This is a genomic window from Kineosporia sp. NBRC 101731, assembly GCF_030269305.1.
In the GTDB taxonomy this organism is placed as follows: Bacteria; Actinomycetota; Actinomycetes; order Actinomycetales; family Kineosporiaceae; genus Kineosporia.
The window spans coordinates 56,266-80,432 of record NZ_BSTC01000023.1 but is presented as its reverse complement, the minus strand read 5'-3'; the positions used below and the strand labels follow the sequence as shown (position 1 = coordinate 80,432).

The window sequence follows — 24,167 nt, the reverse complement described above, 5'->3', positions numbered from 1 at the left end:
CGATCCATCACCACACCCCGCTGCCGTTCATCCCGATGCCCTCCGACCCGACCGGCACCTTCACCGGGCGCGTCATACCCCGCGACCACCCCGACGCCCCGCCGCCGACCCCGACACCAGCACCAGCCGATCGATCTACCTCGTCCAGCAACACCCCCGCTCCATCCGGTACCCCGGCCCCATCCGGGGCTCCGGCGCCATCCGGGGCTCCGGTTCCGCCTGGTGCTCGGACTGCGCGCGACGCCACCACTTCGCCTGGCGCTTCAGCGTTCTCCGATGCTTCAGCCTTCTCGAGCACTTCGACTCCACAACACGCTTCGTCTTCCTCCGGCACCCCGGACCCGCCCGGCACTCCGGCTCCATCGGGCACCCCAGATCCGACCGGCGCCTCACATGCCTCCGGTACATCCGCTGCTGCCAATGCTTCAACACCTCCAGGCGCTCAGGCCCGTTCTGGTGCTCAGACCCTTTCCGGTGCCCAGGCCCGCTTCGGTGCTCAGGCCCTTTCCGGTGCTCAGGCCCGGTCCGGTGCTCAGGATCGGTCCGGTGCCCCAGCCCTCACCGGCGTTTCTGCTCTGACCGACGCCTCGGATACCTCGCGTTCCCAAGGCTCACGGACGTCATCGGATGCGGCCGACAACTCCGAGACACCGAAGTCATCCGCCATCCCCAGCTCGTTCGCTCCACCGGCCCTGACCGGCGACTGTGTCCTGGGCTGGTGGCTGCCACCAGCACTTCCCACACAGCAGGGCCGCAAGCCTCACCTGGTCGTCACCATCAGCGCCGAGACCCTGAAAGGAACCGACGACCTCCCCGGAGAGCTCCAGCGCTACGGCGCCATCCCCGCCGACCTGGCCCGCGAAATAGCCCGCCAAGCAGGCCGGGTCACCGTCATCCCCATCACCAGCGCCAGCACCAGTACCAGCGCCAGCACCAGTACCAGTACCGGCACCGGCACCGGCACCGGCACCGGCCCAGCACACGGACCGGGCGACCAAGCCAACTGCACCGAACCATCACCCCGCTACAAACCCCGCCAGAGCGTCATCGACCACGTCCTGGGACGCTTCCAACGATGCGTGCACCCCGGCTGCACCCGCGACGCCGCACAATGCGACATCGACCACGCCATACCCTTCGCCAAGGGTGGAAAGTCCTGCCCCTGCAACCTCATCCCACTCTGCCGAGCCCACCACCGCCTCAAGACACACGCCGGCTGGACCCTCCGCCTGACCCGACCCGACGAGCCCTACCCCACCGGAACCATCGCATGGCAAAGCCGCCTGGGCCAGAAACACATCGAAATCCCCGAACCCCTCCCCGGAGAACCCGACCACACCACCCGAGACCACATCCGCCAGCAGGAATGGCAACAGGAACTACAACGCATCAGCCCGCACATCCAACCGGAATCCACTATCCCCGAACGCTACTGGGGCGAACCGCCGTTCTGATGGGAGGTGACCGATCCATCCACCGCATGAACCGGCCGCTGGGTACCAGCCTGCCCACGGAGAGAGTCTGCGTCGAGACGGAAGAGCACCGAAAGTGCCGAGGTATCCCAAGGTTTCCGAGGTTCCTGCTTATCGCCCGGCAATCACGACCAGCATCTCGTCCGATCTCATCCAGCACCTCGCCCCACCATCGGAGAATCATGCCCACCCTCACCCCCGCCGAGTCCCGCGAGCGCTTCCTCGCCGAGCGCGTCGCCCGTCTGGCCACGGTCTCGGTCGACGGGATGCCGCATCTGGTGCCGCTGGTCTTCGCGGCCGTGGGGCCCGATGTGCTGGTGAGCGCGGTCGATCACAAACCCCAGCAGACTTCGTCCTTACGCCGTCTGGCCAACATCGATGAGAACCCGAAGGTGACGCTGCTGACCGACCGGTACGACGAGGACTGGTCGCAGTTGTGGTGGGCACGGGCCGATGGTGTGGCCACGGTACTGACGGCGGGCGGCGTCCCGGAGCTGGATGCGCTCGTCGCGCGCTACGAGCAGTACCGGGATCGCCGCCCGCAGGGGCCGGTCATCTTGGTGCGGGTTCGGCGGTGGTCGGGCTGGAGTGCGTCATGATGTCGTCGGGGCCCCAGAAGGCCCGCATGCTGGTGATTCTGGCCTCGGCGTCGAAGGTCATCACCTCGACCACGTCGATCTCGTGGGCGCCCGCCGAAACGCTGAACCCGAACACCGCGCACGGACCACCGACCCGCAGCCAGTGCAGGTCGGTGGCGCGCTGGGTGCTTTCGAGACTGCCGTAGAGCTTCTGCAGCTCGGCCGGTCCGGTGAGGACGGGCCCGCCGGCCGGGTCCTCCACCGTGGCGCCGGGGGCGAAGCAGTCGATGATCTCGGCTGTCGTCCCGGTCGCCAGGAGGGCCAGGTACCGGCGTACGGTCTGCTCGAAGGCGTCCATGGTGCTCCTGGTCCTGGGGTCCTACTCCTCGAAGGCTTCCGGTGACGGGCAGGAGCAGACCAGGTTGCGGTCGCCCCAGGCACCGTCGATGCGGCGCACCGGCGGCCAGTACTTGAAGCGCGGCGTGACGCCCTCGGGGTACACGGCCTCTTCGCGGGTGTACGGGTGCTCCCAAGAACCGGTCAGGCACTGGGCCGTGTGCGGGGCGTTGACCAGTGGGTTGTCACCGGCCGGCCAGTGTCCCTCGGCCACCTTGTCGATCTCGCCGCGGATGGCGATCATCGCGTCGCAGAACCGGTCCAGCTCGGCCAGGTCTTCGCTCTCGGTGGGCTCGACCATGAGCGTGCCGGCGACTGGGAACGACATGGTCGGGGCGTGGAAGCCGTAGTCGACGAGGCGCTTGGCCACGTCGTCGACGGTGACGCCGGTGGCCTTGGTGAGGGGCCGCAGGTCGAGGATGCACTCGTGGGCGACCAGGGCGTCGCGGCCGGAGTACAGCACCGGATAGTGCTGGCGCAGCCGGGCGGCGACGTAGTTGGCGGTGAGGATCGCGGTGCGGGTGGCGCGGGTCAGGCCCTCAAGACCCATCATGCGCACGTAGGCCCAGGAGATCGGCAGGATGCCGGCCGAGCCGTACGGGGCCCCGGAGACCGGGCCGATGCCGGTGGACGGACCCGCCAGCTCGTCCAGCGGATGGTTGGGCAGGAACGGCGCCAGGTGCGAGCGCACCGCGACCGGGCCGACACCCGGGCCGCCGCCACCGTGCGGGATGCAGAACGTCTTGTGCAGGTTCAGGTGCGAGACATCGGCGCCGAACGCGCCCGGCCGTGAGAGACCCACCAGCGCGTTGAGGTTGGCGCCGTCGACGTAGACCTGACCGCCGGCCTCGTGCACCGACTCGCAGATCCGGCCGATACCCTCCTCGAACACGCCGTGGGTGCTCGGGTAGGTGACCATGATCGCGGCGAGGGCCTCGCGGTGCTGGGCGATCTTCGCCTCGAGGTCGGCCAGGTCGACGTTGCCGTTGTCGTCGCAGGCCACCACGACGACCTTCATGCCGGCCATCACGGCGCTGGCGGCGTTGGTGCCGTGCGCGGAGCTCGGGATCAGGCAGACGTTGCGGTCGAGGTCGCCGTTGGAGCGGTGGTAGGCCCGGATCGCGAGCAGACCGGCCAGCTCACCCTGCGAGCCGGCGTTCGGCTGCAGCGAGACCGCCGCGTAGCCGGTGAGTTCCGCCAGCCAGCTGGCCAGGTCCTTCACCAGGCTACGGATGCCCTCGGTGTCGCCGGCGGGTGCGAACGGGTGCAGCCCACCGAATTCCGGCCAGGTGATGGCCTCCATCTCGGTGGTGGCGTTGAGCTTCATCGTGCACGAGCCGAGCGGGATCATGCCGCGGTCCAGCGCGTAGTCCTCGTCGGCCAGCCGCCGCAGGAACCGCAGCATCGAGGTCTCGCTGTGGTGCGTGGTGAAGACCGGGTTGGTCAGGTACTCAGACGTACGGACGAGGTCCGCGGGGATCGCGGGAAGCTCCGCCCCCGGTGCGCGGTCTTCGACCGAGACCCCGAAAGCCCGCAGCACCAGGGCCACCTGGGTCTGCGTGGTGGTCTCGTCGCAGGCAATGCCGACCCGGTCGGCGCCGTCCTGGCGCAGCAGGATGCCGAGGTCGTGGGCGGCCGCGACGACCTCACCGGCCCGGCCCGGCACCTCGGCGAGCACGGTGTCGAAGAAGCTCTCGTGCACGACCTTCACGTCGACCGAGCGCAGGCCCGCGGCCAGCGTCGCGGCGTGACCGGCGGTGCGCTCGGCGATGCGGCGCAGCCCCTGCGGGCCGTGGTAGACCGCGTACATCCCGGCCATCACGGCCAGCAGCACCTGCGCGGTGCAGATGTTGCTGGTCGCCTTCTCCCGGCGGATGTGCTGCTCGCGGGTCTGCAGGGCGAGGCGGTAGGCGGGGTTGCCGTCGGCGTCCTTGGAGACACCCACGAGGCGCCCGGGCAGCGACCGCTCCAGGCCCTTGCGCACGCTCATGTACCCGGCGTGCGGTCCACCGAACCCGAGCGGCACGCCGAAGCGCTGCGTGTTGCCGACCGCCACGTCCGCGCCGTCCTCACCGGGCGAGCGCAGCAGCGTGAGCGCGAGCAGGTCGGCCGCGACGGTGACGAGCGCCTTGCGCCCGTGGGCGGCGTCGATCAGGGGACGCAGGTCGGTCACCTGTCCGGAGGCACCCGGGTATTGCGCCAGGACGCCGAACACACCTTCGGTGACAGCGTCGAGTGCCGCTGCGGGGTCGGTGGTGAGGTCGGCCACGACCACCGGGATGCCGAGCGGTTCGGCGCGGGTCTGGATCACCGCGAGGGTCTGCGGGAGCACGTCGGTGTCGACGACGAACGCGGCGCCGGTGGGAAGTTTGGACGCGCGGCGCATCAGGGTCATCGCCTCGGCCGCGGCGGTGGACTCGTCGAGCAGGGAGGCGCTGGCGGTCTCCAGACCGGTCAGGTCGGAGACCATCGTCTGGAACGCGAGCAGGGCCTCCAGGCGGCCCTGGGAGATCTCCGGCTGGTAGGGCGTGTAGGCGGTGTACCAGGCCGGGTTCTCCAGCACGTTGCGCAGGATCACGCCGGGCGTGTGGGTGCCGTGATAGCCCAGGCCGATCATCGGCACGCGCACGGTGTTGCGGTTGGCCAGGGCCCGCAGCTCGGCCAGCGCCTCGGCCTCACTGATCGGCCCGGGCAGGGCGGGCGTGCCACCGTCGCGGATCACCGGCGGGATCACGGCGTTCTCGAGGGCGTCGAGACTGTCCAGCCCGACCACGCGCAGCATGGTGGCGATCTGCGGCTCGTCGGCGCCGATGTGGCGGTCGGCGAACGCGTCCAAACGGTGCCCGGTACCCTGCGCCGTCCGGCCCTCGGGCTCGGGCAGGTCGTCCTGCAGATCGTGCTGACCGGCATCGATGAAGGTCGTCATCGGAGGCTCCCACGCAAAGGGCGTAGCGACCGCGGTTCGGGTCACTCGGATACCTCCCCATCCGTCGGGCCACATCGCCCTTCGGAGCTGCCTCGCCCATGCGGTCCTTGGCGCCTGAGAGGTTCCGGGGAGAGTTGCCCCTTCGGCGCCCCTGTGACGGGGTCTCTCCCGCGGGGGTCTTCAGCTGCCGGTCCTTGACGTTGACCGGCGACGATGACGTTACCAGCGCCGGATGCCACTCTCATCTCGTGCCCCCGGCGCACCCGTACGGCGTACGGCAGGCGAACGGAGGGTTGCGAGCGGGCCGGGCTACGGGATGCAATTGGCTCGGCCAAAAGGACGGCCCGGCGGATATGACCCTGTGTGGAATCACGATCACGCAATTCCTACCGGCCCGGGCTCGTCCGCGGGGACTTGATAACGAGGTAGCGTCGAACACCGTGATCGTCGTCAGCGTGTGCAGTTTGAAGGGTGGCGTCGGGAAGACGTCAGTGGTCCTGGGACTGGCCTCGGCCGCGCTCGCCCGGGGCGTTCCCACCCTTGTGGTCGACATCGACCCACAGGCCGATGCGACGCTCGGGCTGGACATCACCGCCGAGATCACGACCAACGTCGCCACGGTGATGGGCGCCTCGCGCCGCAACGCGCAGAAGGTGAACGTCGTGCCCAGCGGCTGGGCCACCGGCGACGGCACGCTCGACGTGCTGCCCGGCTCCCACGACATGGCCGCGCTCGACCGCCCCACCGGCAGCGAGCGCACTCTGGCCCGGCTCTCGCACGCGATCCACCAGCTCGAGGGCTACCAGCTCGTCCTCATCGACTGCCCGCCGTCACTGGGCACGATCACCCGCTCCGGCCTGGCCGCGAGCCAGCGAGCCCTGGTGGTGTCCGAACCCGCGCTGTTCTCCGTGACCGCCGCCGACCGGGCCCTGCACGCGATCGACGAGGTACGGCGCAACATCGCCCCGACCCTGCAGCCGCTGGGCGTGGTGGTGAACCGGTACCGCGAGCGCTCCCCCGAGCACCGCTACCGCCTGCAGGAGCTCTCCGACATGTTCGGCCCGCTGGTGCTGGGCCCGTCCATCCGCGAGCGCAGCGCCCTGCAGCAGGCCCAGGGGGCGAGCCAGCCGATCCACCGCTGGCCCGGTGCCCCGGCACAGGAACTGGCGCATGCTTTCGACGCCCACCTGGCCCGCGTGCTGCGCGCCAACACCCGGGGGCGGCGCCCGGCGTCGGCCGAGGTGAGCTCCGCACCGGCTGAGGCCAGCCCTGCCTGAGGCCAGCCCTACCTGAGGCCGGCAACACCGCCTGAGAACGTCCACACCGTCTGAGCACGGCAAAGCAGAAGAGCCCCGGGGTACCGGACCCGGGGCTCTTCTGCTGATCTGTCGGTCGGCTAGCTGATGGCCCGCTGGCGGCGGCGGGCCGAGAGCTCGTCGTCGCTGGTGCCGGTGGTCGTGTCGCCACCCACGCGCTCGGCGGGCAGCTCGGCGAGGGTGCCCTCGACCTCACGCCAGACCCGGCCGACGGCGATGCCGAAGACGCCCTGACCGCCCTGGACGAGATCTATGACCTCGTCCGCCGAGGTGCACTCGTAGACGCTGGCGCCGTCACTCATCAGGGTGATCTGGGCCAGGTCTTCCACTCCGTGGTCACGCAGGTGGTTCACCGCGATGCGGATCTGCTGCAGCGAGACACCGGTGTCCAGAAGGCGCTTGACCACCTTGAGCACGAGCACGTCGCGGAAGCTGTAGAGCCGTTGCGTACCCGAGCCGGTCGCGTTGCGGACGGTCGGCTGCACCAACCCGGTGCGGGCCCAGTAGTCGAGCTGGCGGTAGGTGATTCCCGCAGCACGGCAGGCGATCGGACCGCGGTAACCGGCCTCCTCGTCGAGCTCGGGCAGGTCGTCGGTGAAGAGCATGCCCTGCGCCTGCGCGACGACGTGACCGGGCACAGCATCTCGCTCGCTACGCTCGCTCACGGCGGCTCCATTCAACGTTCCTAGTCCGGCACGCTGGTCCGAGGGAGACGGATCGCAGCGGGAGAACTACACCGGGGTCGTTTCATTTGAACCGTAGGCTGCGCACCCGGCGTCGTCAACGAGGCGGCATCCGAGGGGGGCGGCGTGTCGGCAGATCACCCCTCTTTCGGACCAATCGGAACACCCCGACACCCGCCGGTGTCCTGGCCGAGACCTCTTCGGTACCGCCTCGGCAGGGGTGGCGCGTTGACACGGAACCGACGCTGCCGCTGCCCGCCGCAGCGGTGAAGCCGGACCGCTCAGGAGTTCTCGGAGCCCTGTCCACCTTCGCCGAAGTCTTCCGGCGAGATGTTGTCGAGGAACTCGCGGAACTTCTCCACCTCGTCCTCGTCCTCGTCGGGCACCGAGACGCCACCGGCCTCCAGCACCTCTTCCGCCCCTACGATCGGGCAGCCGACGCGCAGCGCCAGTGCGATCGCGTCGGACGACCGGGAGCTCACGGTCAGCCCTCCGTCGAAGACCAGCTCGGCGTGGAAGACGTTCTCCTTCAGGGCGACGATGCGCACCTCGGAGAGCCGCCGGCCGAGGGCCTCGATCACGTCTTTCATCAGGTCGTGCGTCAGTGGTCGCGGTGGCACCAGCCCCTGCTGGGCGTTCGCGATCGCATTCGCCTCAGGCGCCCCGACCCAGATCGGGAGATAGCGATCCCCGTCCCGCTCCTTGAGCAGCACGATCGGGTTGTTCGAGGGAACCTCGACCCTGACACCAACCACATCAAGCTCCCGCACCCCGCAAACGTACCCCGGCGCCGCGCGGCGCGGCGACCGAGAGACGTTTTCGGTGAAATTAGAGCCATGGGAGGCTCAGGACTGGCCGCGCTCCAGCGCCGCCTTCAGCAGCGCCGCGTGCAGCTGCACGGTCAGGCTGGACAGCTCCTGCGCCACGTCGTCGGCCCGGGCCCCGGAACCGTCGCCCCGGGCCCGGATCGGGTTCGTCACCTGCTCGATCAGCCCGGCCTCACGGTCGGCGGTCGTGCGGAAGGCCCGCAGGTGACGGGGCTCGATCCCGAACACGGCCAGTTCACCCGCCGTGCGGGCCACCGCGATCGCGTCCGCGTCGAACTGCCCGGAGGGCCGGGGCGTGACCAGACCGTGCGCCTGCAGTGCCGTCAGCATGTCGTCGTCGATCTCGGCCGCCAACAGGACCTGGGCCCGGCTGAACCGGCGCTGCGGTTGCGGCCGGGGTTCCTCGGGCACCACCTCGACCAGTCGTGGCGCGAACGAGCCCTGGGCCACACCCGCACCGAACCGGCCGACCGGTGGCTCCAGACCCGCATCCACGGCGTCGAGGTGTTCGCGGATCACCCGCAGCGGCATGTAGTGGTCACGTTGCACCCCGAGCACGTACCGCAGGCGGTCGACGTGCCCGGGGGTGAACTTCCGGTACCCCGCAGCTGTGCGCTGAGGTTCGACCAGCCCCTGGTCCTCCAGATAACGGATCTTCGAGATCGAGATGTCAGGGAAGTCCTGCCGCAGCAGTTCCAGCACCGCTCCGATACTCATCGCCCGAGGGGCCGCCGCCCGGTCGGTCCGGCCTGCCGGATTGCCGGCCGGACCGCTCGCGCGGCCCCTCGCTGCCGCGCTCACCACGGCGGCTTCAGGGCGTACGGCGGCTGGGGTGGAAGACCAGCCGGTACTTGCCGATCTGGACCTCGTCGCCGTCCTTCAGCAGCGCCTCGTCGATCCGGTCGCCACCCACGTAGGTGCCGTTGAGGCTGCCGGCGTCGCGAACGTAGAAGCCGCCGTCCCGCCGGACGAACTCGGCGTGCTTGCGGGACACGGTGACGTCGTCCAGGAAGATGTCGCTGGCCGGCCGGCGACCGGCGCTGGTGCGCTCGGCGTTCAGCAGGAAGCGGGCCCCCGCGTTCGGCCCCCGCTGCACCACCAGCAGCGCCGAGGCCTCGGGCAGTGCATCGACCGCGGCCTGCTCCGCACCGGAGAGCCCCGTGGGCCGGTCGTCATCATTGCCGGTCAGCCCGGGCAGACCGGCAATGGAGATCGTCGTCTCGACCAGAGGGGTGGTGTCGTACTGCCCACTGCTGGCGCCCTCCGGCCCCTGACCGCTCAGGAACCTCGGTTCCGACATCTCGATCTCCTGTCTCGTGACATCTTGATTAGCGTAACCCTCACCTGTTGGTCGAGGCATGTGCGTCGTCCCCTGTCCCCCGTCGGTCTGCTCGGGAATCTCCGGGGAGACTTCCTGAACGACCGCGGGGCTCGCCTTGTGCCGGCGAACGCGAAACCCGAACGTGGCTAGTCCTCAGTCGAGCTGGGACTGGTACTCGGCCGCGCTGAGCAAACCCGTGAGGGCTGTCGCGTCCGGCACGGTGACCTCGAACATCCAGCCCTCGCCGTACGGGTCGGAATTGACCAGCTCAGGTGTGGTGTCGAGCGACTCGTTCCGCTGCGTCACCGTACCCGTCACCGGGGCGTACACGTCGCTCACGCTCTTGGTGGACTCCACCTCGCCGCACGTCGTGCCGGACTCCACCTGCGCGTCCTGGTCGGGCAGGGTGACATAGACGATGTCACCGAGCGCCTCCTGGGCGAACGCGGTGATGCCGACCCGGACGACATTGCCGTCGACCTTTACCCACTCATGGTCGGTGGTGTACTTCAGGTCGTCGGGGTACTCGAAATCGCTCACTGCGTCCTCATGGTCCTTTCTCAGTTCTCGGTACGGGGCACGGCGTAGGTCGGGCTGGTGACCTCTCGCACCGCGGACACGGTGAGATCTTGCCTGCGCGCAACCGTACCGCTAGCACCCACCTGGTGCAGCGTCTCCAGCACGCCACCGGGGATGTTCAGGGCAGACTCCATGGTGGCCGGATCACCGATGGCGACGATCCGGTAGGGCGGTGACTGCTCGACGCCGTCCGTGACGATGGCGCCGCCCGTGTCCGGGTCGGTGAAAGAGGTACTCGCCACCACTCTCACCTGCCCGAACTGGATCGCCTCGGCCCCCGCGTCCCGCAGTTCCTGCACAGTGTCGAGCAGCGTGGCCGAATCGACCAGAGCTTGCGGGTCCTCGATCTTGATCGTGATCCCCGGCCCCTGCGCCGGCTCGGTCCCCGCGAGGATTCCCAGCACACTCAGGCGCTCGCGGGTCGCCTTCTCCGCCGCGGCCGCCCGGTCGGTGCCGGACCGCAGGTCACTCTGGGTCTGCTCCAGGTCGCGGGCCTCGGCGTCGAGCCGTTCGCCCTGTCTGCTGACGTCGTCGAGGATGCGCACGAGCTCGCTCTGACTCAGCGACGAGAGGTCACCGGACTTCGTCTGGTTCGCCTGCACCACCAGCCCGAACCCGAGCGCCGCCAGCAGAAGGGCCGCCAGCAGCTGCCCCCTCGTCAGCCGGGTCAGTGGGGCCGGCCGGGCCCGTGGGCTGACCGGTTCCGGCTGCGCCGCGGATTCAGCATCGCTGCCGCGCAGCGGCTCCGAACCACCGCCCTCCGGCAGTGCGGATCCGGCGTCGGCCATGGCAGAGCCGGCCCGAACGGTGGACGGGGCCTGTGACGGCCGGGGGTCCTCACCCCGGGTCGGTGCGGGCTGAGTTGCGGGCTGAGTTGCGGGTTGAGTGGTGTCGGGGTCGGTAGGCCCGGTCCCCTGGGTGGCCCCCATGGTGGACGAAGTGCGCACCTCCCCGGGAGCCCTCTCGTCCCGAGCTCTACCGGACGAGGCGGCCGGGTCGGGTCGCACCGACCGTGCCGGCTGTCCGGGCTCCGGGCTTCCGGACACCGGCTGTCCGGGCTCCTGGTTCCTGGGCACCGAACTTCCGGACTCCGGGCTACCGGACACCGGACGTCCAGGCTCCTGGTTCCTGGGCACCGGACTTCCGGGCTCCGGGCTTGCGGACCGCGGTTCCTCGGCGGCCGGGTTTCCTGGCGCCAGGCGCCCCGAACCCGAGCTCCCGGACGAGTGCGACTGCGCGGGACGACGCCCGCCCGCGGGCCGGATCACCCGTGTCCGGCCGGCTGAAGGACGAAGCCCGGGACGAAGCTCTGGACGAAGCCCGGGGAGATCGGGGCCTTCGCGATCGGGCTCCGGGCGACCGGCCCCTGGGCGACCCGACTCCGGGCGGCTGAGCCCCGGGCCGTCCTGGGGGGCCGGCTCCCCGGACGCAGCGGACCGTTCCGGGTCGTCCTCGTTCACGCCGCTCTCCGCGTCCCTTCGGGTGGGGTCGGGTTCACCTGCCGCCACGGCCCCCGGGTCAGAGCCGGGCCGGGCCCGGCCTGCCGGGGTCGCGGGGGGCGCCGGGGTCGCGGGAGTCACGGGGATCGGTCGGGTGTCCTCGTGGTCCTGAGGGTCTTGCTGATTCTGGGTGTTCCCATCGTCGGTCGTCATCTCAGGCCTTGAAGATGTGCCGGCGGATCGCGGCCGCGTTGGAGAAGATCCGGATGCCCAGCACCACCACGACGCCGGTGGACAACTGCGCGCCGACACCCAGGTGGTCACCCAGGAACACGATCAGCGCGGCCACGACCACGTTGGACAGGAACGACACGATGAAGACCCGGTCGTCGAAGATGCCGTCGAGCAGGGCCCGCACACCGCCGAACACCGCGTCCAGCGCCGCCACCACGGCGATCGGGAGGTAGGGCTGCAACCAGAGCGGGACCTCGGGCTGCAGCACGAGGCCGGCCACCACCCCGATGAGCAGACCGATCGCCGCGATCACGTGTGTCCTCCAGTGTCTGATGCTTCCGGTGCGGGGCTCTCTTCTACCGGGTCAGCCTTCCGCAGCACGAACTGACCGGCCCCGGGCAGGGTCAGGTCGTCTGCCCGGGCGATGTCGACCTTGATGCCGTTGTTGTCACGCAGTGACTGCACGTACGGCCCGGCCGGGCCCTCGGCGAAGCCGGTCTGCAGCTTCGCCTGGTCACCGATCACCGACACGACGTACGGCGGCACGAGTGGACGGAAGTCGACGAGGATGGCCTCGCCGGCCGAGCGGATCGCCGACACGGCTGTCAGTCGCTCACCGTTGATCGAGATCGCCTCGGCCCCGGCGGCCCACAGCCCGTTGACCACCACCTGCACGTCGGCGTCGAGCACCACGCCCTCGTAGTAGTCGGTGTCGGAACGGGGGTCGCCGCCGACCTCCTCGCGGCCGGGCGCGTCGTCGAGCGTGACCGTCAGGCCCTTGCCACCGACCGCGATCTCCCCGGTCAGGGCCCCGAGGTCGCGCACCTGCCGGCTGAGGGCCGCGCCCCGGGTACCGAGCAGCGCCTGCTGCGACGCCGTGATCGAGGCGGACAGGTCGGCGTTGCGCTGCTCCTGCTGGTCGACCGCATCGCCGCGACGCTCGATCTCCTGCCGCAGCTCCTGGCTGACCTTCTCCGACTCACGCTGCGGCACCCGGATCGAGCCGACCGCCACGACGAACCCGGCGCCCGCGACGATCGAGAGCACCAGCGTCAGGGCGGTGCGCACCCGGGTACGTGGGTGCGGGTGCGACGCCGCCGCCGCGTAGCCGGGATCGAGCGGCCGCTCCATCACCTCACGCAGCAGCGTCATCGAGGCGTCGAGCGGCCGGGAGGGAGTGGCCGTCATCCGGCGGTCTTTCCAGCGGTCTTGCCGGCAGTCTTTCCGGCATTGCGGCCCGGAGCGGTAGCGGCTGACGAACTGCCGGGCGGACGCGTGCGCAGCCGGTCGCGGCGGGCCAGCACGGCGGACGCCTGACGCAGGTACAGCAGGGCCGACCACCAGTACAGCGACGTGCCCCACCAGGCGAAGGCCCAGCCGACGGGCTGCGCGACATCGGCGACCCGGCCGTCGACGTCACCGAGCAGCAGCAGGGGGAAGGCGTAGAGCAGGCAGGCGGTGGCGGCCTTGCCGAGGAAGCTGACCTCCAGCGGGCGCCGCTCGTCGGCCGTCATCAGCAGCAGTGAGCCGACGAGTACCGCGTCGCGGGCGATCAGCAGCAGCACCAGCCACCACGGGATCACCTCACGGTAGGCCAGGCCCAGCAGGGTGGTGAGGATGTAGAGACGGTCGGCGATCGGGTCGAGCATCTGCCCGAGCCGGGTGGTCTGCCCCCAGCGCCGCGCCAGCGTGCCGTCGAGGTAGTCGGTGAAACCACTGACCACGAGCACGGCGATCGCCCAGCCGACATGGCCGGTCACGATCAGCACGGCGAACACCGGAACGAGCATCAGACGGCCGAAACTGAGCAGGTTAGGGATGTTGAGCACCCGTGCGCCGCCCACCGGGTTCTCTCCCACCTGTAGTTCCTCCTCCGACGATCTCCCCCGGTCACACACCCGCAAGGCCGACATCACCTCGAAGATCTGCGCGGCACAGCCTACGGGCAGGCACCGACAGCCTTGGGCAAGGGAGGGGCCGCCCGGCCCGGCCGATCGCCAACTGTTGCCCACCGCGGTCAGGCCGCTACCACACCGCACCCGCCCGCATACCCGGAAGTCCGCGCGGAAACGGCCGGGGTGACCCGCGTCCGGTATAAAACTCTTTCGGGTTTATCGGGCATCGGACCGCATTCACTCCTTATGCTGTGTTCGAAGCTGCACTCGGTGTAACCGGCCAGGGCGAGGGAGGGCAGCGTGGGCTCGATACCTGGCCGTTCGATACCTGATGCCCTCTCCCCCGCGGTCACCGACGGCCCTCCCGGCAGCGCCCCCTTGCCGGGGTTGAATCAGGCGGGCGTGAACCCGTCGGGCGTGACCAGGTTCGGCCTGCCGGTCACCGGCATCGTCACGATCGTCGGGATGGCCCTCGCCGGTCTCACCGTCATCTCCCTCACCGGCCTGCTCGACGACTTCGCCGACCACACGCTCGACGACGTGAACCGGGTGCTCGCCGGCGGCCTGGCCACGGGCTGCCTGTTGCACACCTGGCGCCCCGCAGCCCGTGGCCCGGCCGGCGACCGTAACTGGCGCCTCCTGCTGGCCGGCGGCACGGGTATCTGGACCACGACCCAGCTGATCGGTCACCACGTCGGCTCCCCCGCCCTGGCCGACGCCGGCCGGCTGGTTCTGCCCGTGCTCGCCCTGCCCGCACTCGCCCTGCCCGCACTCGGCCTCCCCGCACTGGTCCTCCCCGCGCTCCGGACCGCGCCGTCCCGTCGGTCCACGCTCCGTCGGTCGTCGCACCGTCCCTCGCCGCACCGCCACCGGCCGGCCGAGAAGGCTGGCCGCCCGTTCGCCCAGGTCGTGTTCGCGCTCGACACGATCGTCGTGATCGGCTCGCTGTTCCTGCTCTTCTGGGTCACCTCGCTGCGCTCCGCGGTCCGGGAGGGCGCCCTCCAACTCACCGCCTCGCTGGCCGACCTCGCGCTCGTCGTGCTGGTGCTCCTGATCGCCCTCTTCCGCACCCCTGACCGTGCCCGTTCCCGGGACCACGCTCCGGACCACACCCCGGCACCGGCCCTGCTCGGCTTCGGGCTGGTGGCCGTCGCGGTGGCCGACAGTCACGCGGGCCGCCCCGCCACCCCCGTGGCGCAGACCCTGATCGACCTGACCGTTCTCGCCGGCTTGGTTCTCGTCGCCGGCGGGGCCCTCACCGATACCCGTCCACGCCACCCCGGGAACCCGCCCGGCACAACGCCCAGCAAAACGCCCAGCACAACACCCGGCACCGCGCCCCTGGACCGTCTCTTCCACCGGCTGCCCTACCTGCCACTGACACTCGCCTCCTTCCTGGTGGCCGGGCAGCTGTTGACCCGGTCGACTCTCGATCCGGTCGAGACCGCCCTGGCCACCGCTCTGGTGGTGGCCGTCGTGCTGCGGCAGCTGTCCACCGGGCTGGACAACGTCCGTCTGGTGGCCGAGTTGCGTGAGAGCCAGGATCGGCTGCGCGCCCAGGCCTTCCACGATTCCCTCACCGGTCTCCCCAATCGCGCGCTGTTCGATCAGCGACTGCGCCATGCCATCCGGGGCGGGCGGCCCCTCGGTCTGCTCTTCTGCGATCTCGACGACTTCAAGGCGGTGAACGACCGCCTCGGCCACACCGTCGGCGACGACCTGCTGCGCGCGGTGGGCGACCGGCTGCGAGACTGTGTGGGCCCCGGTGACACGGTCGCCCGGCTGGGCGGCGACGAGTTCGCCGTCCTGATGGAAGACGCCACCGAGGGGCCCGACGTGATCGGGCGCCGGATCCTCGCGTCGGTCGGAAAACCTTTTCAGCTCACGCATCACGGCCAGGAGGCACGGGTGCGGGTCGGGGCCAGCGTCGGAGTCGCCGTGCTGGACCGGGTGGCCCCCGACGCATCCCCCGAAAGTCTGCTCGCGGGCGTCGACCAAGCGATGTACGCGGCCAAGAGACGAGGCAAGAACCAGTTGGTCACCTTCCGCACCGGTTCCGGCGATCGCACCGGCCAGGACCGTTACCTGCCCCTGTTCGACCCGGCGGCACCTCCGGAACAGACCGTCCCGGAACAACAACGAGCGCAGGACGCGGCACCGCCGCCACCGGTCGGCTCACCGGCTCCCCCTCCCGGGCTGCCCCGCGTGATGGACCCGCAGACCGGGCCGATCCCCCGCCCCGGGTCCCGTCCGGTGACCGGCGGGCTGACCACCCCGGCCGCCGTCTACCGCGCGTCCGGCCAGGCCCGGCCGGAGCCGCCCAGGCCGGTGCCCTCGCCGGAAGACGCGAAGGAGGCGGAGAAGGAGAAACTCGTCGCCGCCACGCAACGCGACACCGAGCGCTGGATGGCCGAGTACGAGGAGTCCGAGCGCCGCGCGTCCGAACGGAATGCCGCGCAGATGCGTGCTTTCGAGGCGCTACAGATCGAGGCCGAAGTGCGCGCCGGCACCCGGCCGGAGGCCGAGATCATCCCGTTCAGCCGGGCCACCGAACTGAAGCAGAAAGCGAGACCGAGCGCCGGAGCGATCGCCTCGTCCTCTGTTGATGCTGTTGATCCTGACGATCCAGATGGCCCGACCGACGACACCCTGGAGCGCGCCGAACAGCTGGCCACGCTCTCGCTCGACCACATCGACGTGCTGTACCGCCCGGTGATCGACCTGAAGACCGGTAAACTGCAAGCTCTCTCGTCAACGGTGCGGTGGCGCCACCCGGTGCACGGCCTGATGACCCCGGACTCACTGATGGCCGCCGCCGAGCACGCCGGTCTCCGAAGAGCGCTGGAAGAGCGCCTCTTCGACGCGATCTGCCACGACATCGCCCTGCTGCGCAAGGCCCCGGCCTGGGACACCCTCACCGCCCACGTGCCGCTGAACGCGTCGTACATCACCGACGAGCGCCTCGCGATCGTGGTCGAGCGCACCCTGCGACGCCACGAACTGCCCGGCCGAGCCCTGGTGCTGCACCTCACCGAGACCCGCCCGGTGAACGACCTGCCCGCTGCGGCCGGCATTCTCGGCCGCATCACCGATCTCGGCGTGGGCATCGGCCTGGACGCATTCGGCTCGGGTCCGAGCGGGCTGGGTCTCCTGACCCACCTGCCCATCGGCTCGATCGTGCTGGACGAGTCGCTGACCACGGCCGATCCGCAGAGCCGGGCCGCCCGGGTGCTGGCCGGCACGATCGCCATGACCCCGGGCCTGGATCTGCTCCTGATCGCCGACGGCGTCGATCACCAGGAGCAGGCCGACCGGCTGGGTGGCCTGGGAGTACACCAGGGCCAGGGGCCGCTCTACGGGCAGCCGGTGCCGCTGCCGGAGCTCGACCTCCGGCGGCTACCGACGACCCCGGCCTGACAGACCCTGCCCGACACGCATGGTGGACGTCTGTGCGCACGTACGCACAGACGTCCACCCTGCGGTGTTTGTCAGTCTCCCTTGACGTTCAGGATCTGGTGCAGCGTGTGCTGCACCTCGACCAGGTCGGCGGCGTCGGCCATCACCTGGTCGATGTCCTTGTACGCTGCCGGGATCTCGTCGATGAACGCGTCCGTGTCCCGGTACTCGATGCCCTTCATCGCGACCCGCAGGTCGTCGATGCTGAACTTCTTCCGGGCCGCGGTACGGGAGAAGTTCCGGCCCGCACCGTGCGGCGAGGAGTTGAGCGAGAGCTTGTTGCCCTTGCCCGTCACCACGTAGCTGGCCGTGCCCATCGACCCCGGGATCAGGCCCGGCCGGCCCTCGTCGGCCTGGATCGCACCCTTCCGGCTGATCCAGAGGTTCTTGCCGTAGTGGTTCTCCTGCTGCGTGAAATTGTGATGGCAGTTGATCAGCTCGAGGTCCTGCACCGGCTCACCCATGAAGTCGGCGACGCACAGCATCAGCCGGTGCATCATCTCCTCCCGGTTGGCCAGCGCGAAGTCCTGCGCCCAGCGCATCTGGTTGATGTACGACCAGAACTCGTCCGTGTCCTGCACCAGGTAGGCCAGGTCGAGGTCGGGCAGGATGATGTGCCACTTCTCCATCTGGGCCCGGGCCACCTTGATGTGCTTCTGCGCGATCAGGTTTCCCACGCCCCGCGAACCCGAGTGCAGGAACAGCCAGACGGTTCCGGTCTCGTCCGCCGTCACCTCGATGAAGTGGTTACCCGACCCGAGGCTACCCAGCTGCCGCTTCCACTTCCCGGTGTAGGAGGTGGGATCGAAACCAGCCTTCTCGGCCTTCGTCTCCAGCACCGTCAGACGCTCCGCGACCACCGGCTCGACCGTGCGCGCCTCGGTGTTGTAACCGCCTGCCGACAGTGGTATCTCGCGCTCGATCGCGATCCGTAGCACACTCAGGTCGCCCTGGGCCCGGATCTGGTCCTCGCTCCACTGCGTGCGCACCGCGATCATGCCGCAGCCGATGTCCACCCCGACGGCGGCCGGGATGATCGCCCGGTCGGTCGGGATGACCGAGCCGACGGTCGCCCCCTTGCCCAGGTGGGCGTCGGGCATCAACGCGAGATGCGGGAAGATGAAGGGCATCTGGGAGGCGCGGACGGCTTGCTCCCGCGTCTTCTCCTCCAGGATGCTCGCCCAGTTGAAGATCTTCTCTCCCAGACGCTGCACTGTCACCTTGCCACCTCCCAGTCATGTCTCACCCCAGCGGTAAGTTCGGGTCGAGCATGACGTGCAGGTCAGGTAACGGTCCAGTCATTTACACCCCGGCAGCCCCAGCGAGTTCATAGGATCCCGAACGTGAAGAAATCAGGCATCTTTGCCGTACTGCTGGCCGCCACCGCCGTCGTGGCCCCCGCCACCCCGGCCGGTGCGGCCACCTGCACCGTCGCCCCCACGCAGGCTGTCGTGTCGGACGAGCCGCATCAGGTCACGTTCACGGTTTCCGGCGCCAAGGACTGGAAATTGCAGTCGGTTTCGGCCGGATCGATCTCGGCGGGCCTTCAGCTGAAGGTCACCGACGAGGCCCCGGTACGGGTCTTCGACCGGGAAGACTTCCGCAACCGCGACGCGGGCCAGCACACCGTCCGTGTCACCCGGGACGGGAGCAGGTGCAACGCCACGTTCCGGGTGCTACGGGACTCGATCATCGGGGTGGACGCGTACCAGGAGGGCACGGGGCGGCTCGTCTACGGACGGCTGTACCGGGTGAGCCTCAACCCGCAGGACCTGGTCTGGGGTCCCGTCGCCCAGCAGAAGATCACCATCCAGTACAAGGCCCTGAGCACCGGGAAATGGGTGAGCGCGGGCACGGCCACCACCGACGCGGCCGGGAAGTTCCAGCTGCTCAAGAAGAAGATCGGCAAGCGCACCTGGCGGGCCGTGTACGCGGGCACGTCGACGACGGTGAAGGCCTCGGAGACCACCGTGGGCTGATCACCGTTCGGCGCTTCATCCGGTTGTGACCGTTAGGTGCTGGTGGCGGAAATGAGGCAGGGCGAAGGTGGCGCCCTGCCTCTACCTCTCTGCACGCTTCTCACGCTCGAGGAGTCCGATGTCCGACAGCACGCCCAGCGATGACGAATCCGTCCTCGCCAGCCTCGGCTACAAGCAGGAGCTGCACCGTTCCTGGTCCGGCTTCTCGAACTTCGCCATCTCGTTCAGCATCATCTCTATCCTGGCCGGGTGCTTCACCACCTTCGGCCAGGCCTGGAACAACGGTGGCCCGATCGCCATCTCCCTCGGCTGGCCGGTGATCTCGGCCTTCATCCTGATCATCGGTCTCTGCATGGCCGAGCTGGTGTCGGCCTACCCGACGTCCGGCGGGATCTACTGGTGGGCGGCCAAACTCGGCGGGGCCAAGGCCGGTTACTACACCGGCTGGCTGAACCTCGTCGGGCTGGTCGCGATCCTGGCGTCGGTCGCGTACGGCGCCGCGATCTACCTGAACACGTTCATCGACCTGTTCTCCGACGGGTACGCCACCGGCTTCCTCGGGGGCAACTACCTCTACCAGCAGTTCTTCTGGTTCGCCGCGCTGATGCTGCTGATCACGGCGGTGAACATCTTCAGCTCGCACCTGCTGGCCGTCATCAACAACGTGTCGGTCTGGTGGCACGTGTTCGGTGCGCTGATCGTGGTGCTCGTGCTGGTGTTCGGGCCGGACTCGCACCAGAGCCTGTCGTTCGTGTTCACCGAGCGCATCAACAACGCCGGCATCGGTGGGGACGGTGACGTCACCTTCTGGTTCTACGTGCTGCCGCTGGGCTTCTTGCTCACGCAGTACACGATCACCGGGTACGACGCCTCGGCCCACCTCTCCGAAGAGACCCAGGGAGCGGCGAACGCCGCGGCCAAGGGCATCTGGCAGTCGATCCTGTACTCCGCGATCGGTGGCTGGATCCTCCTGCTGGCCTTCCTCTTCGCGGCGACCGAGACCGACGTCATCAATTCGTTCGATCCGGAGGTGAACCCGTACGGCGGCGGCAGCGTGCTGTCGGTGCTGGCCACCTCGCTCTCCCCGGCCCTGTTCAAGCTGGTCGTGTTCATCAGCATGAGCGGCCAGATCTACTGCTCGACGGCCTGCATGACCTCGACCTCGCGGATGCTGTTCGCGTTCAGCCGCGACCGGGCCGTCCCGGGCTCGGGCCTGTGGTCGAAGGTCGACGCCAAGGGAGTGCCGCGCAACGCCGTTCTGGCTGGGGCCGGTGCGGCCGTGGTGTTGACCCTGCCCGCACTGTACGAGAGCCCGTCCGGGGCCCCCACCGCCTTCTACGCCGTGGTCTCGATCGGCGTGATCGGCCTGTACCTGGCCTTCGCCATCCCGATCTACCTGCGCTGGAAGGCCGGCGACGGGTGGCAGCCGGGTCCGTGGACCCTGGGTTCGAAGTACCGCTGGATGAGCCTGCTCGCGGTCGCCGAGATCGCCGTGACCTCGGTGTACTTCGTGCTGCCATTCTCACCGGACGGCTGGCCAGGTGACGGCTTCACCTGGACGGCCGTCAACTACGCGCCCATCGTGCTCGTCGCCCTGCTGCTCGCCCTGTTCATCGGCTGGCACGTCTCGGTCAAGCACTGGTTCACCGGGCCGCGCAGCAACGTCGACCTCCCGGACCGGAAGATCGAGGCCCCGGCGGTGACCGAGACCGACGTCTGACCGGTGACGGCTGCCGTGTCAGCGTGCCCGACGCGGCAGCCGTCCAACCAGCCTTCCGACCAACAAGGGGACGCAGGCGAAGACGGCCAGCCCCATGACCGTGAAGTAGAGACCGGCGGTCGGCAGCAACACCCCGCCGATGAACGGCCCCGCGAAGAAACCGAGGTAACGGATCTCGGCCACGCCGAAATAGGTGCCCTTGCGGTCGTCGTCGGCCAGTTCGTGCACGGCGATGTCGGGCAGCGGCAGCAGCACTCCCTCGCCGAGCGTCCAGAGCACGATGCCGAGGTAGAGAAGGGGCAGGCCCAGCGAGGCACTGGCCCAGAAACACCCGAACGCCAGGGCGAAACCGAGGCACCCGGCCAGGACCAGCCGCGCCCGGGGCATCCGGTCGGACAGCCACGCGATCGGCATCTGGAACACCAGGGCCAGCACGGCATTGGCAATGAACAGCCCGGCGAACAGGTGCGCCGCCCGATCACCCCATTCCCGGGCCATGAACAGCGGGATCATCGAATCCAGCTGGGAGAAGACGAAGAAGATGACGATGCCGGCGCCACTGGCCGCCAGCAGCCGCCGGTCGCGCAGCGCCTCCCGCAGCGGGAATCGGCCGCCGGTGGTGGCCCGCGCGGTCTCCAGCGCCGTCAGCCGGGCCCGGAACAGCAGGACGAACACCAGGTACGCGGTGTAGAACACCGCCGGGACCGCGAAGAACGCGGTGATACTGGTCGTGTAGAGCACCCCGCCGATGGCCGGCCCGACGATCGCACCGGCGCAGAGCACCATGTACCGCACCCGGAAGATCCGCCCGTCCGGATCCGCCGCCAGCGACATCAGTTTCTTGCCGCCGGGTTCCACGAGCAGCCGCGCAGCGCCCAGCCCGAGCAGGAGGGCCACGATCGCACCGGTGGCGGACGCCTGGGTCAGGCCCGCGTAGATCAGGACATAACCGATCAATCCGAGCAGCATCAGCGGGACGGCGCCGAACCGGTCGATCAGCAGCCCCCCGAGCATCCCGCCGACCGAGGCGATCAGGGCGATGCCGCCGACCACCCCACCGATGACGACCGCGGACAGATCCGTGGCGGTGTCCAGATAGAGCGAGGCGAAGGGCAGTGCGGAGAAGAAGGCGATGGCGTTCAGCAAGGAGCCGGCGGTCAGCAGCCACTGGATCCCGTCGAGCTTCCACAGGGGTGCGGGCGCCGGGGTGAGCTCGCCCAAGACATGTTCCTTCCACCGCTGCGCCGACACTTCCTGGGCCATGCTAATCACCGTGATGCCCCGAAGCCTGCGCCGCCCCAGCGCGATCCCCCGCGGCTACGACCAGGTCGATCCGCGCACGGCCACCCGCGTGCCCCTCGGGCACGAGCTGTCCGGCACCAACCCGGTGTTCGACGGCGACCCACCCTTCGCAGCACGAGTGTTCGCCACGGTGCCCGAGGCCGGCTATCTGGTCGAGCAGATCACCAGCCTGGGAACCCATCTGGGCACCCACATCGACGCCCCCGCCCACTTCGTCCCGGGCGGCGCACGGCTCAGCGACCTGGACGAGTCGTGGACACTCATGCCGCTGGCGGTGTTCGATGCCCCCGAGCCCGGTCGTTCGATCATGATGGACGACGTGCGCACCTGGGAGCGCCGCTGCGGTCCGATTCCTCCCGGGGCCTGCGTAGTGCTCCGGACCGGCCACGCCCAGCGCTTCGGCTCCCCCGAATACAGCCTTCAGGCGGCCAGTTTCAGCGCCGACGTGGTCTCCTGGCTGTTCCGGGCGCGGCGTGTCCGAGGGCTGGGCAGCGACACCTTCGGCCCCGACACCGACTCGTCGTTCACTGCCACCCAGGCTGCGCTGAAAGCGGGCGGAGTGGTCCTGGCCAACCTCGGCCCCGGCCTGAACCGGATGCGGACACGCGGCGACTGGATATCGGCCAACGCCCCCCGCCCGGCATTCTCCGGATTTCCGCTCGGAGTAACGGGTTTCACTATCCCGACAGCCGTTCGCCGGCCTCCCCGAGCAGACCCCGCAACCGCCTCACCTCGTCCACCAACCGAGGCACCGCCTCACGAGCCATCGCGATGAAAGCCGCGTTCTCGTCCCACTGCCCATCCGCACTATCCACGTACCGCGGATGCTGGACCAACGTGGCCGCGACCATCTCGCCGTTCTCGTAATCCGGCCACCTCTCCCCCTTGCCAGTGTCCGGAACCGTACTGACCGCAACCAGATTCATCGCGGAGTCGTCATCCAGGAACCGGACGAACCACGGACCGGGAGTGGCTACCGAAGCCAGCACCTCGATCTCTTCGAGCTCAGAATCGTCCAGAGGAACAGTCATGCTCCGCCTCGCTCCCAATCTGCCCCAGGCCTTCCGCATCGCTCAGACCTGCCCGAAGCCCGGATCCGACCAACCAGAACATCGCGGCTCGGCTCCGGGGCGAGAGCCTGTCCACACGCCCCACCGAAGTAGCAATGAAGGTGTCGTACTTCATTTCACTTCTCGGACGACGTTCCGGTTCGGATCCAGAGGGGAAGAAACAAGCTTCAGGAAGCGATCGGCGCCATACTCGGCGATGAGCCGTAGCTCCGAGCCATGAAGGGGATACGCACCGAGCATCTCGATCGGCCGGCCCGCGACATCGGCGAGACCTGGATAGTGGCCCGCCGCAGGCGCGAAGAGCAAGCCATTCATTCTGCTGTCCCTGGCCCACGGCTCCCGGTATTCGAGCGTGCGGCCCTCGGCGAAGGGAAGTCGTCCTCGCAGCACGCTCACCACCCGCGCAGGTACGAAGCCCCAATCCGGGTCTTCGGAACGAACCACGAGAGCGATTTCCCGGCTACGGCCCTGCTCACCGGAGATCTGCGACAGACCGTAGCTGAATGCGGTCGTCCAACCGGCTTCCGGGGCCCGCGTAAAGATCACCGCGAAGACCGGTCCATGCTCAGGGACATCGGCCTGTACCTCGTGGACGACGGCAGACCTACCGATGAGCACCTGAAGTGTTTCCACGTACTCGATGAGCCCACGCGTCCGAGGAAGGCCGAGCAGATGGTGAACCGGTCGGCCGACTCCCGCGACGGTGGCATCGATCTTCGGAGCCGGAACACCCGTGACCACGGAAGGTCTGGCGTCCAGACGGAGCTCGTCCCGGCCGGGATAATCCTCAATGACGATGGCCTGTATCTCCGAGCCGATCGCCGGGAACTCGTCGGCCATCAGACGACGCCCGTCCACGATCAGCCCGGCATCGATGAAGGCCCGCACCACCGGCTGAAGCAATGCGACCTCCACGTCAATACCGTGACGATCGCGATGCGCCACCACCGTGCCGTGAAGAAACTTGCCTCGGG

Annotated in this window: 22 protein-coding genes and 1 riboswitch; of the genes, 7 read left to right on the top strand and 15 right to left on the bottom strand. The window is 69.3% G+C overall.

Translation table 11 applies throughout. The annotated features are described in order from the left end of the window. Nucleotides 1–829: 829 nt before the first annotated feature. Complete coding sequence (locus QSK05_RS34640; protein ID WP_285601642.1) at nucleotides 830–1,009, bottom strand: hypothetical protein; 180 nt, start codon at nucleotides 1,007–1,009, stop codon at nucleotides 830–832. A 70-nt stretch (nucleotides 1,010–1,079) separates the two neighbouring features. On the opposite strand from QSK05_RS34640, the gene QSK05_RS34635 reads away from it, so the two are divergent. Further along, nucleotides 1,080–1,454, top strand: coding sequence for an HNH endonuclease signature motif containing protein (locus QSK05_RS34635; protein ID WP_285601641.1), 375 nt, complete (start codon nucleotides 1,080–1,082; stop codon nucleotides 1,452–1,454). A 200-nt stretch (nucleotides 1,455–1,654) separates the two neighbouring features. Next, nucleotides 1,655–2,071 carry a TIGR03668 family PPOX class F420-dependent oxidoreductase gene (locus QSK05_RS34630; RefSeq protein WP_285601640.1) on the top strand — a complete coding sequence of 139 codons (417 nt, stop codon included), beginning with the start codon at nucleotides 1,655–1,657 and terminating at the stop codon, nucleotides 2,069–2,071. Here QSK05_RS34630 and QSK05_RS34625 read toward each other — a convergent pair. Both QSK05_RS34625 and gcvP read right to left on the bottom strand, forming a co-directional pair. Next, nucleotides 2,025–2,408: a nuclear transport factor 2 family protein gene (locus QSK05_RS34625; RefSeq protein WP_285601639.1), complete on the bottom strand. Its 384-nt coding sequence runs from the start codon at nucleotides 2,406–2,408 to the stop codon at nucleotides 2,025–2,027. The two genes, QSK05_RS34630 and QSK05_RS34625, sit on opposite strands and share 47 nt — an antisense overlap. Nucleotides 2,409–2,429: 21 nt before the next feature. Further along, nucleotides 2,430–5,372, bottom strand: coding sequence for an aminomethyl-transferring glycine dehydrogenase (gene gcvP, locus QSK05_RS34620; RefSeq protein ID WP_285601638.1), 2,943 nt, complete (start codon nucleotides 5,370–5,372; stop codon nucleotides 2,430–2,432). 91 nt (nucleotides 5,373–5,463) lie between these two features. Then, nucleotides 5,464–5,553, bottom strand: a riboswitch (glycine riboswitch). 259 nt (nucleotides 5,554–5,812) lie between these two features. Between gcvP and QSK05_RS34615 the strand changes: the two genes are divergently transcribed. Beyond that, on the top strand, nucleotides 5,813–6,649 hold the full coding sequence (locus QSK05_RS34615) for a ParA family protein (protein ID WP_502879871.1): 837 nt from the start codon (nucleotides 5,813–5,815) through the stop codon (nucleotides 6,647–6,649). Between the two features lie 119 nt (nucleotides 6,650–6,768). On the opposite strand, the gene QSK05_RS34610 is transcribed toward QSK05_RS34615, so the two are convergent. The 9 genes from QSK05_RS34610 to clsA all read right to left on the bottom strand — a co-directional run bounded on the left by QSK05_RS34610 (nucleotide 6,769) and on the right by clsA (nucleotide 13,630). Then, the gene (locus tag QSK05_RS34610; RefSeq protein ID WP_352303670.1) at nucleotides 6,769–7,293 is read right to left on the bottom strand and encodes a MerR family transcriptional regulator; all 525 of its coding nucleotides are present in this window, start codon (nucleotides 7,291–7,293) and stop codon (nucleotides 6,769–6,771) included. 359 nt (nucleotides 7,294–7,652) lie between these two features. Beyond that, a complete protein-coding gene (locus QSK05_RS34605) occupies nucleotides 7,653–8,141 on the bottom strand; it encodes a bifunctional nuclease family protein (protein ID WP_331282912.1) in 489 nt (162 codons plus the stop codon). 75 nt (nucleotides 8,142–8,216) lie between these two features. After that, entirely contained in the window at nucleotides 8,217–8,915 is a 699-nt protein-coding gene (gene ftsR, locus QSK05_RS34600) for a transcriptional regulator FtsR (protein ID WP_285601635.1), read from the bottom strand. Between the two features lie 94 nt (nucleotides 8,916–9,009). After that, nucleotides 9,010–9,558, bottom strand: coding sequence for an FHA domain-containing protein (locus QSK05_RS34595; protein WP_352303653.1), 549 nt, complete (start codon nucleotides 9,556–9,558; stop codon nucleotides 9,010–9,012). 114 nt (nucleotides 9,559–9,672) lie between these two features. Continuing rightward, on the bottom strand, nucleotides 9,673–10,059 hold the full coding sequence (gcvH, locus tag QSK05_RS34590; protein WP_285601633.1) for a glycine cleavage system protein GcvH: 387 nt from the start codon (nucleotides 10,057–10,059) through the stop codon (nucleotides 9,673–9,675). 20 nt (nucleotides 10,060–10,079) lie between these two features. Beyond that, nucleotides 10,080–10,886 (bottom strand): DUF881 domain-containing protein, encoded by an 807-nt coding sequence (locus QSK05_RS34585; protein ID WP_285601632.1) that lies wholly within the window; start codon nucleotides 10,884–10,886, stop codon nucleotides 10,080–10,082. Between the two features lie 865 nt (nucleotides 10,887–11,751). Continuing rightward, nucleotides 11,752–12,084: a small basic family protein gene (locus tag QSK05_RS34580; RefSeq protein WP_231482234.1), complete on the bottom strand. Its 333-nt coding sequence runs from the start codon at nucleotides 12,082–12,084 to the stop codon at nucleotides 11,752–11,754. After that, nucleotides 12,081–12,959: a DUF881 domain-containing protein gene (locus QSK05_RS34575; RefSeq protein WP_285601631.1), complete on the bottom strand. Its 879-nt coding sequence runs from the start codon at nucleotides 12,957–12,959 to the stop codon at nucleotides 12,081–12,083. Before QSK05_RS34575 ends, QSK05_RS34580 begins: the two co-directional genes overlap by 4 nt. Beyond that, nucleotides 12,956–13,630 (bottom strand): cardiolipin synthase ClsA, encoded by a 675-nt coding sequence (clsA, locus tag QSK05_RS34570; RefSeq protein ID WP_285601630.1) that lies wholly within the window; start codon nucleotides 13,628–13,630, stop codon nucleotides 12,956–12,958. Before clsA ends, QSK05_RS34575 begins: the two co-directional genes overlap by 4 nt. Before the next feature lie 453 nt (nucleotides 13,631–14,083). On the opposite strand from clsA, the gene QSK05_RS34565 reads away from it, so the two are divergent. Then, on the top strand, nucleotides 14,084–17,083 hold the full coding sequence (locus tag QSK05_RS34565) for a bifunctional diguanylate cyclase/phosphodiesterase (protein WP_285601629.1): 3,000 nt from the start codon (nucleotides 14,084–14,086) through the stop codon (nucleotides 17,081–17,083). Nucleotides 17,084–17,154: 71 nt separating this feature from the next. Here QSK05_RS34565 and QSK05_RS34560 read toward each other — a convergent pair whose 3' ends face one another. Then, nucleotides 17,155–18,336: an RtcB family protein gene (locus QSK05_RS34560; RefSeq protein WP_352303667.1), complete on the bottom strand. Its 1,182-nt coding sequence runs from the start codon at nucleotides 18,334–18,336 to the stop codon at nucleotides 17,155–17,157. Nucleotides 18,337–18,465: 129 nt separating this feature from the next. On the opposite strand from QSK05_RS34560, the gene QSK05_RS34555 reads away from it, so the two are divergent. Next, nucleotides 18,466–19,101 carry a hypothetical protein gene (locus QSK05_RS34555; protein ID WP_285601627.1) on the top strand — a complete coding sequence of 212 codons (636 nt, stop codon included), beginning with the start codon at nucleotides 18,466–18,468 and terminating at the stop codon, nucleotides 19,099–19,101. Nucleotides 19,102–19,219: 118 nt separating this feature from the next. Continuing rightward, complete coding sequence (locus QSK05_RS34550; RefSeq protein WP_285601626.1) at nucleotides 19,220–20,821, top strand: amino acid permease; 1,602 nt, start codon at nucleotides 19,220–19,222, stop codon at nucleotides 20,819–20,821. An 18-nt stretch (nucleotides 20,822–20,839) separates the two neighbouring features. Here the strand turns inward: QSK05_RS34550 and QSK05_RS34545 are convergent, their stop codons facing one another. Next, nucleotides 20,840–22,084 (bottom strand): MFS transporter, encoded by a 1,245-nt coding sequence (locus QSK05_RS34545; RefSeq protein ID WP_285601625.1) that lies wholly within the window; start codon nucleotides 22,082–22,084, stop codon nucleotides 20,840–20,842. Nucleotides 22,085–22,097: 13 nt separating this feature from the next. On the opposite strand from QSK05_RS34545, the gene QSK05_RS34540 reads away from it, so the two are divergent. Next, nucleotides 22,098–22,898, top strand: a complete 801-nt coding sequence (locus QSK05_RS34540; RefSeq protein WP_285601644.1) for a cyclase family protein — start codon at nucleotides 22,098–22,100, stop codon at nucleotides 22,896–22,898. A 406-nt stretch (nucleotides 22,899–23,304) separates the two neighbouring features. Here the strand turns inward: QSK05_RS34540 and QSK05_RS34535 are convergent, their stop codons facing one another. Beyond that, on the bottom strand, nucleotides 23,305–24,108 hold the full coding sequence (locus QSK05_RS34535) for a suppressor of fused domain protein (protein WP_285601624.1): 804 nt from the start codon (nucleotides 24,106–24,108) through the stop codon (nucleotides 23,305–23,307). Nucleotides 24,109–24,167 lie beyond the last annotated feature (59 nt).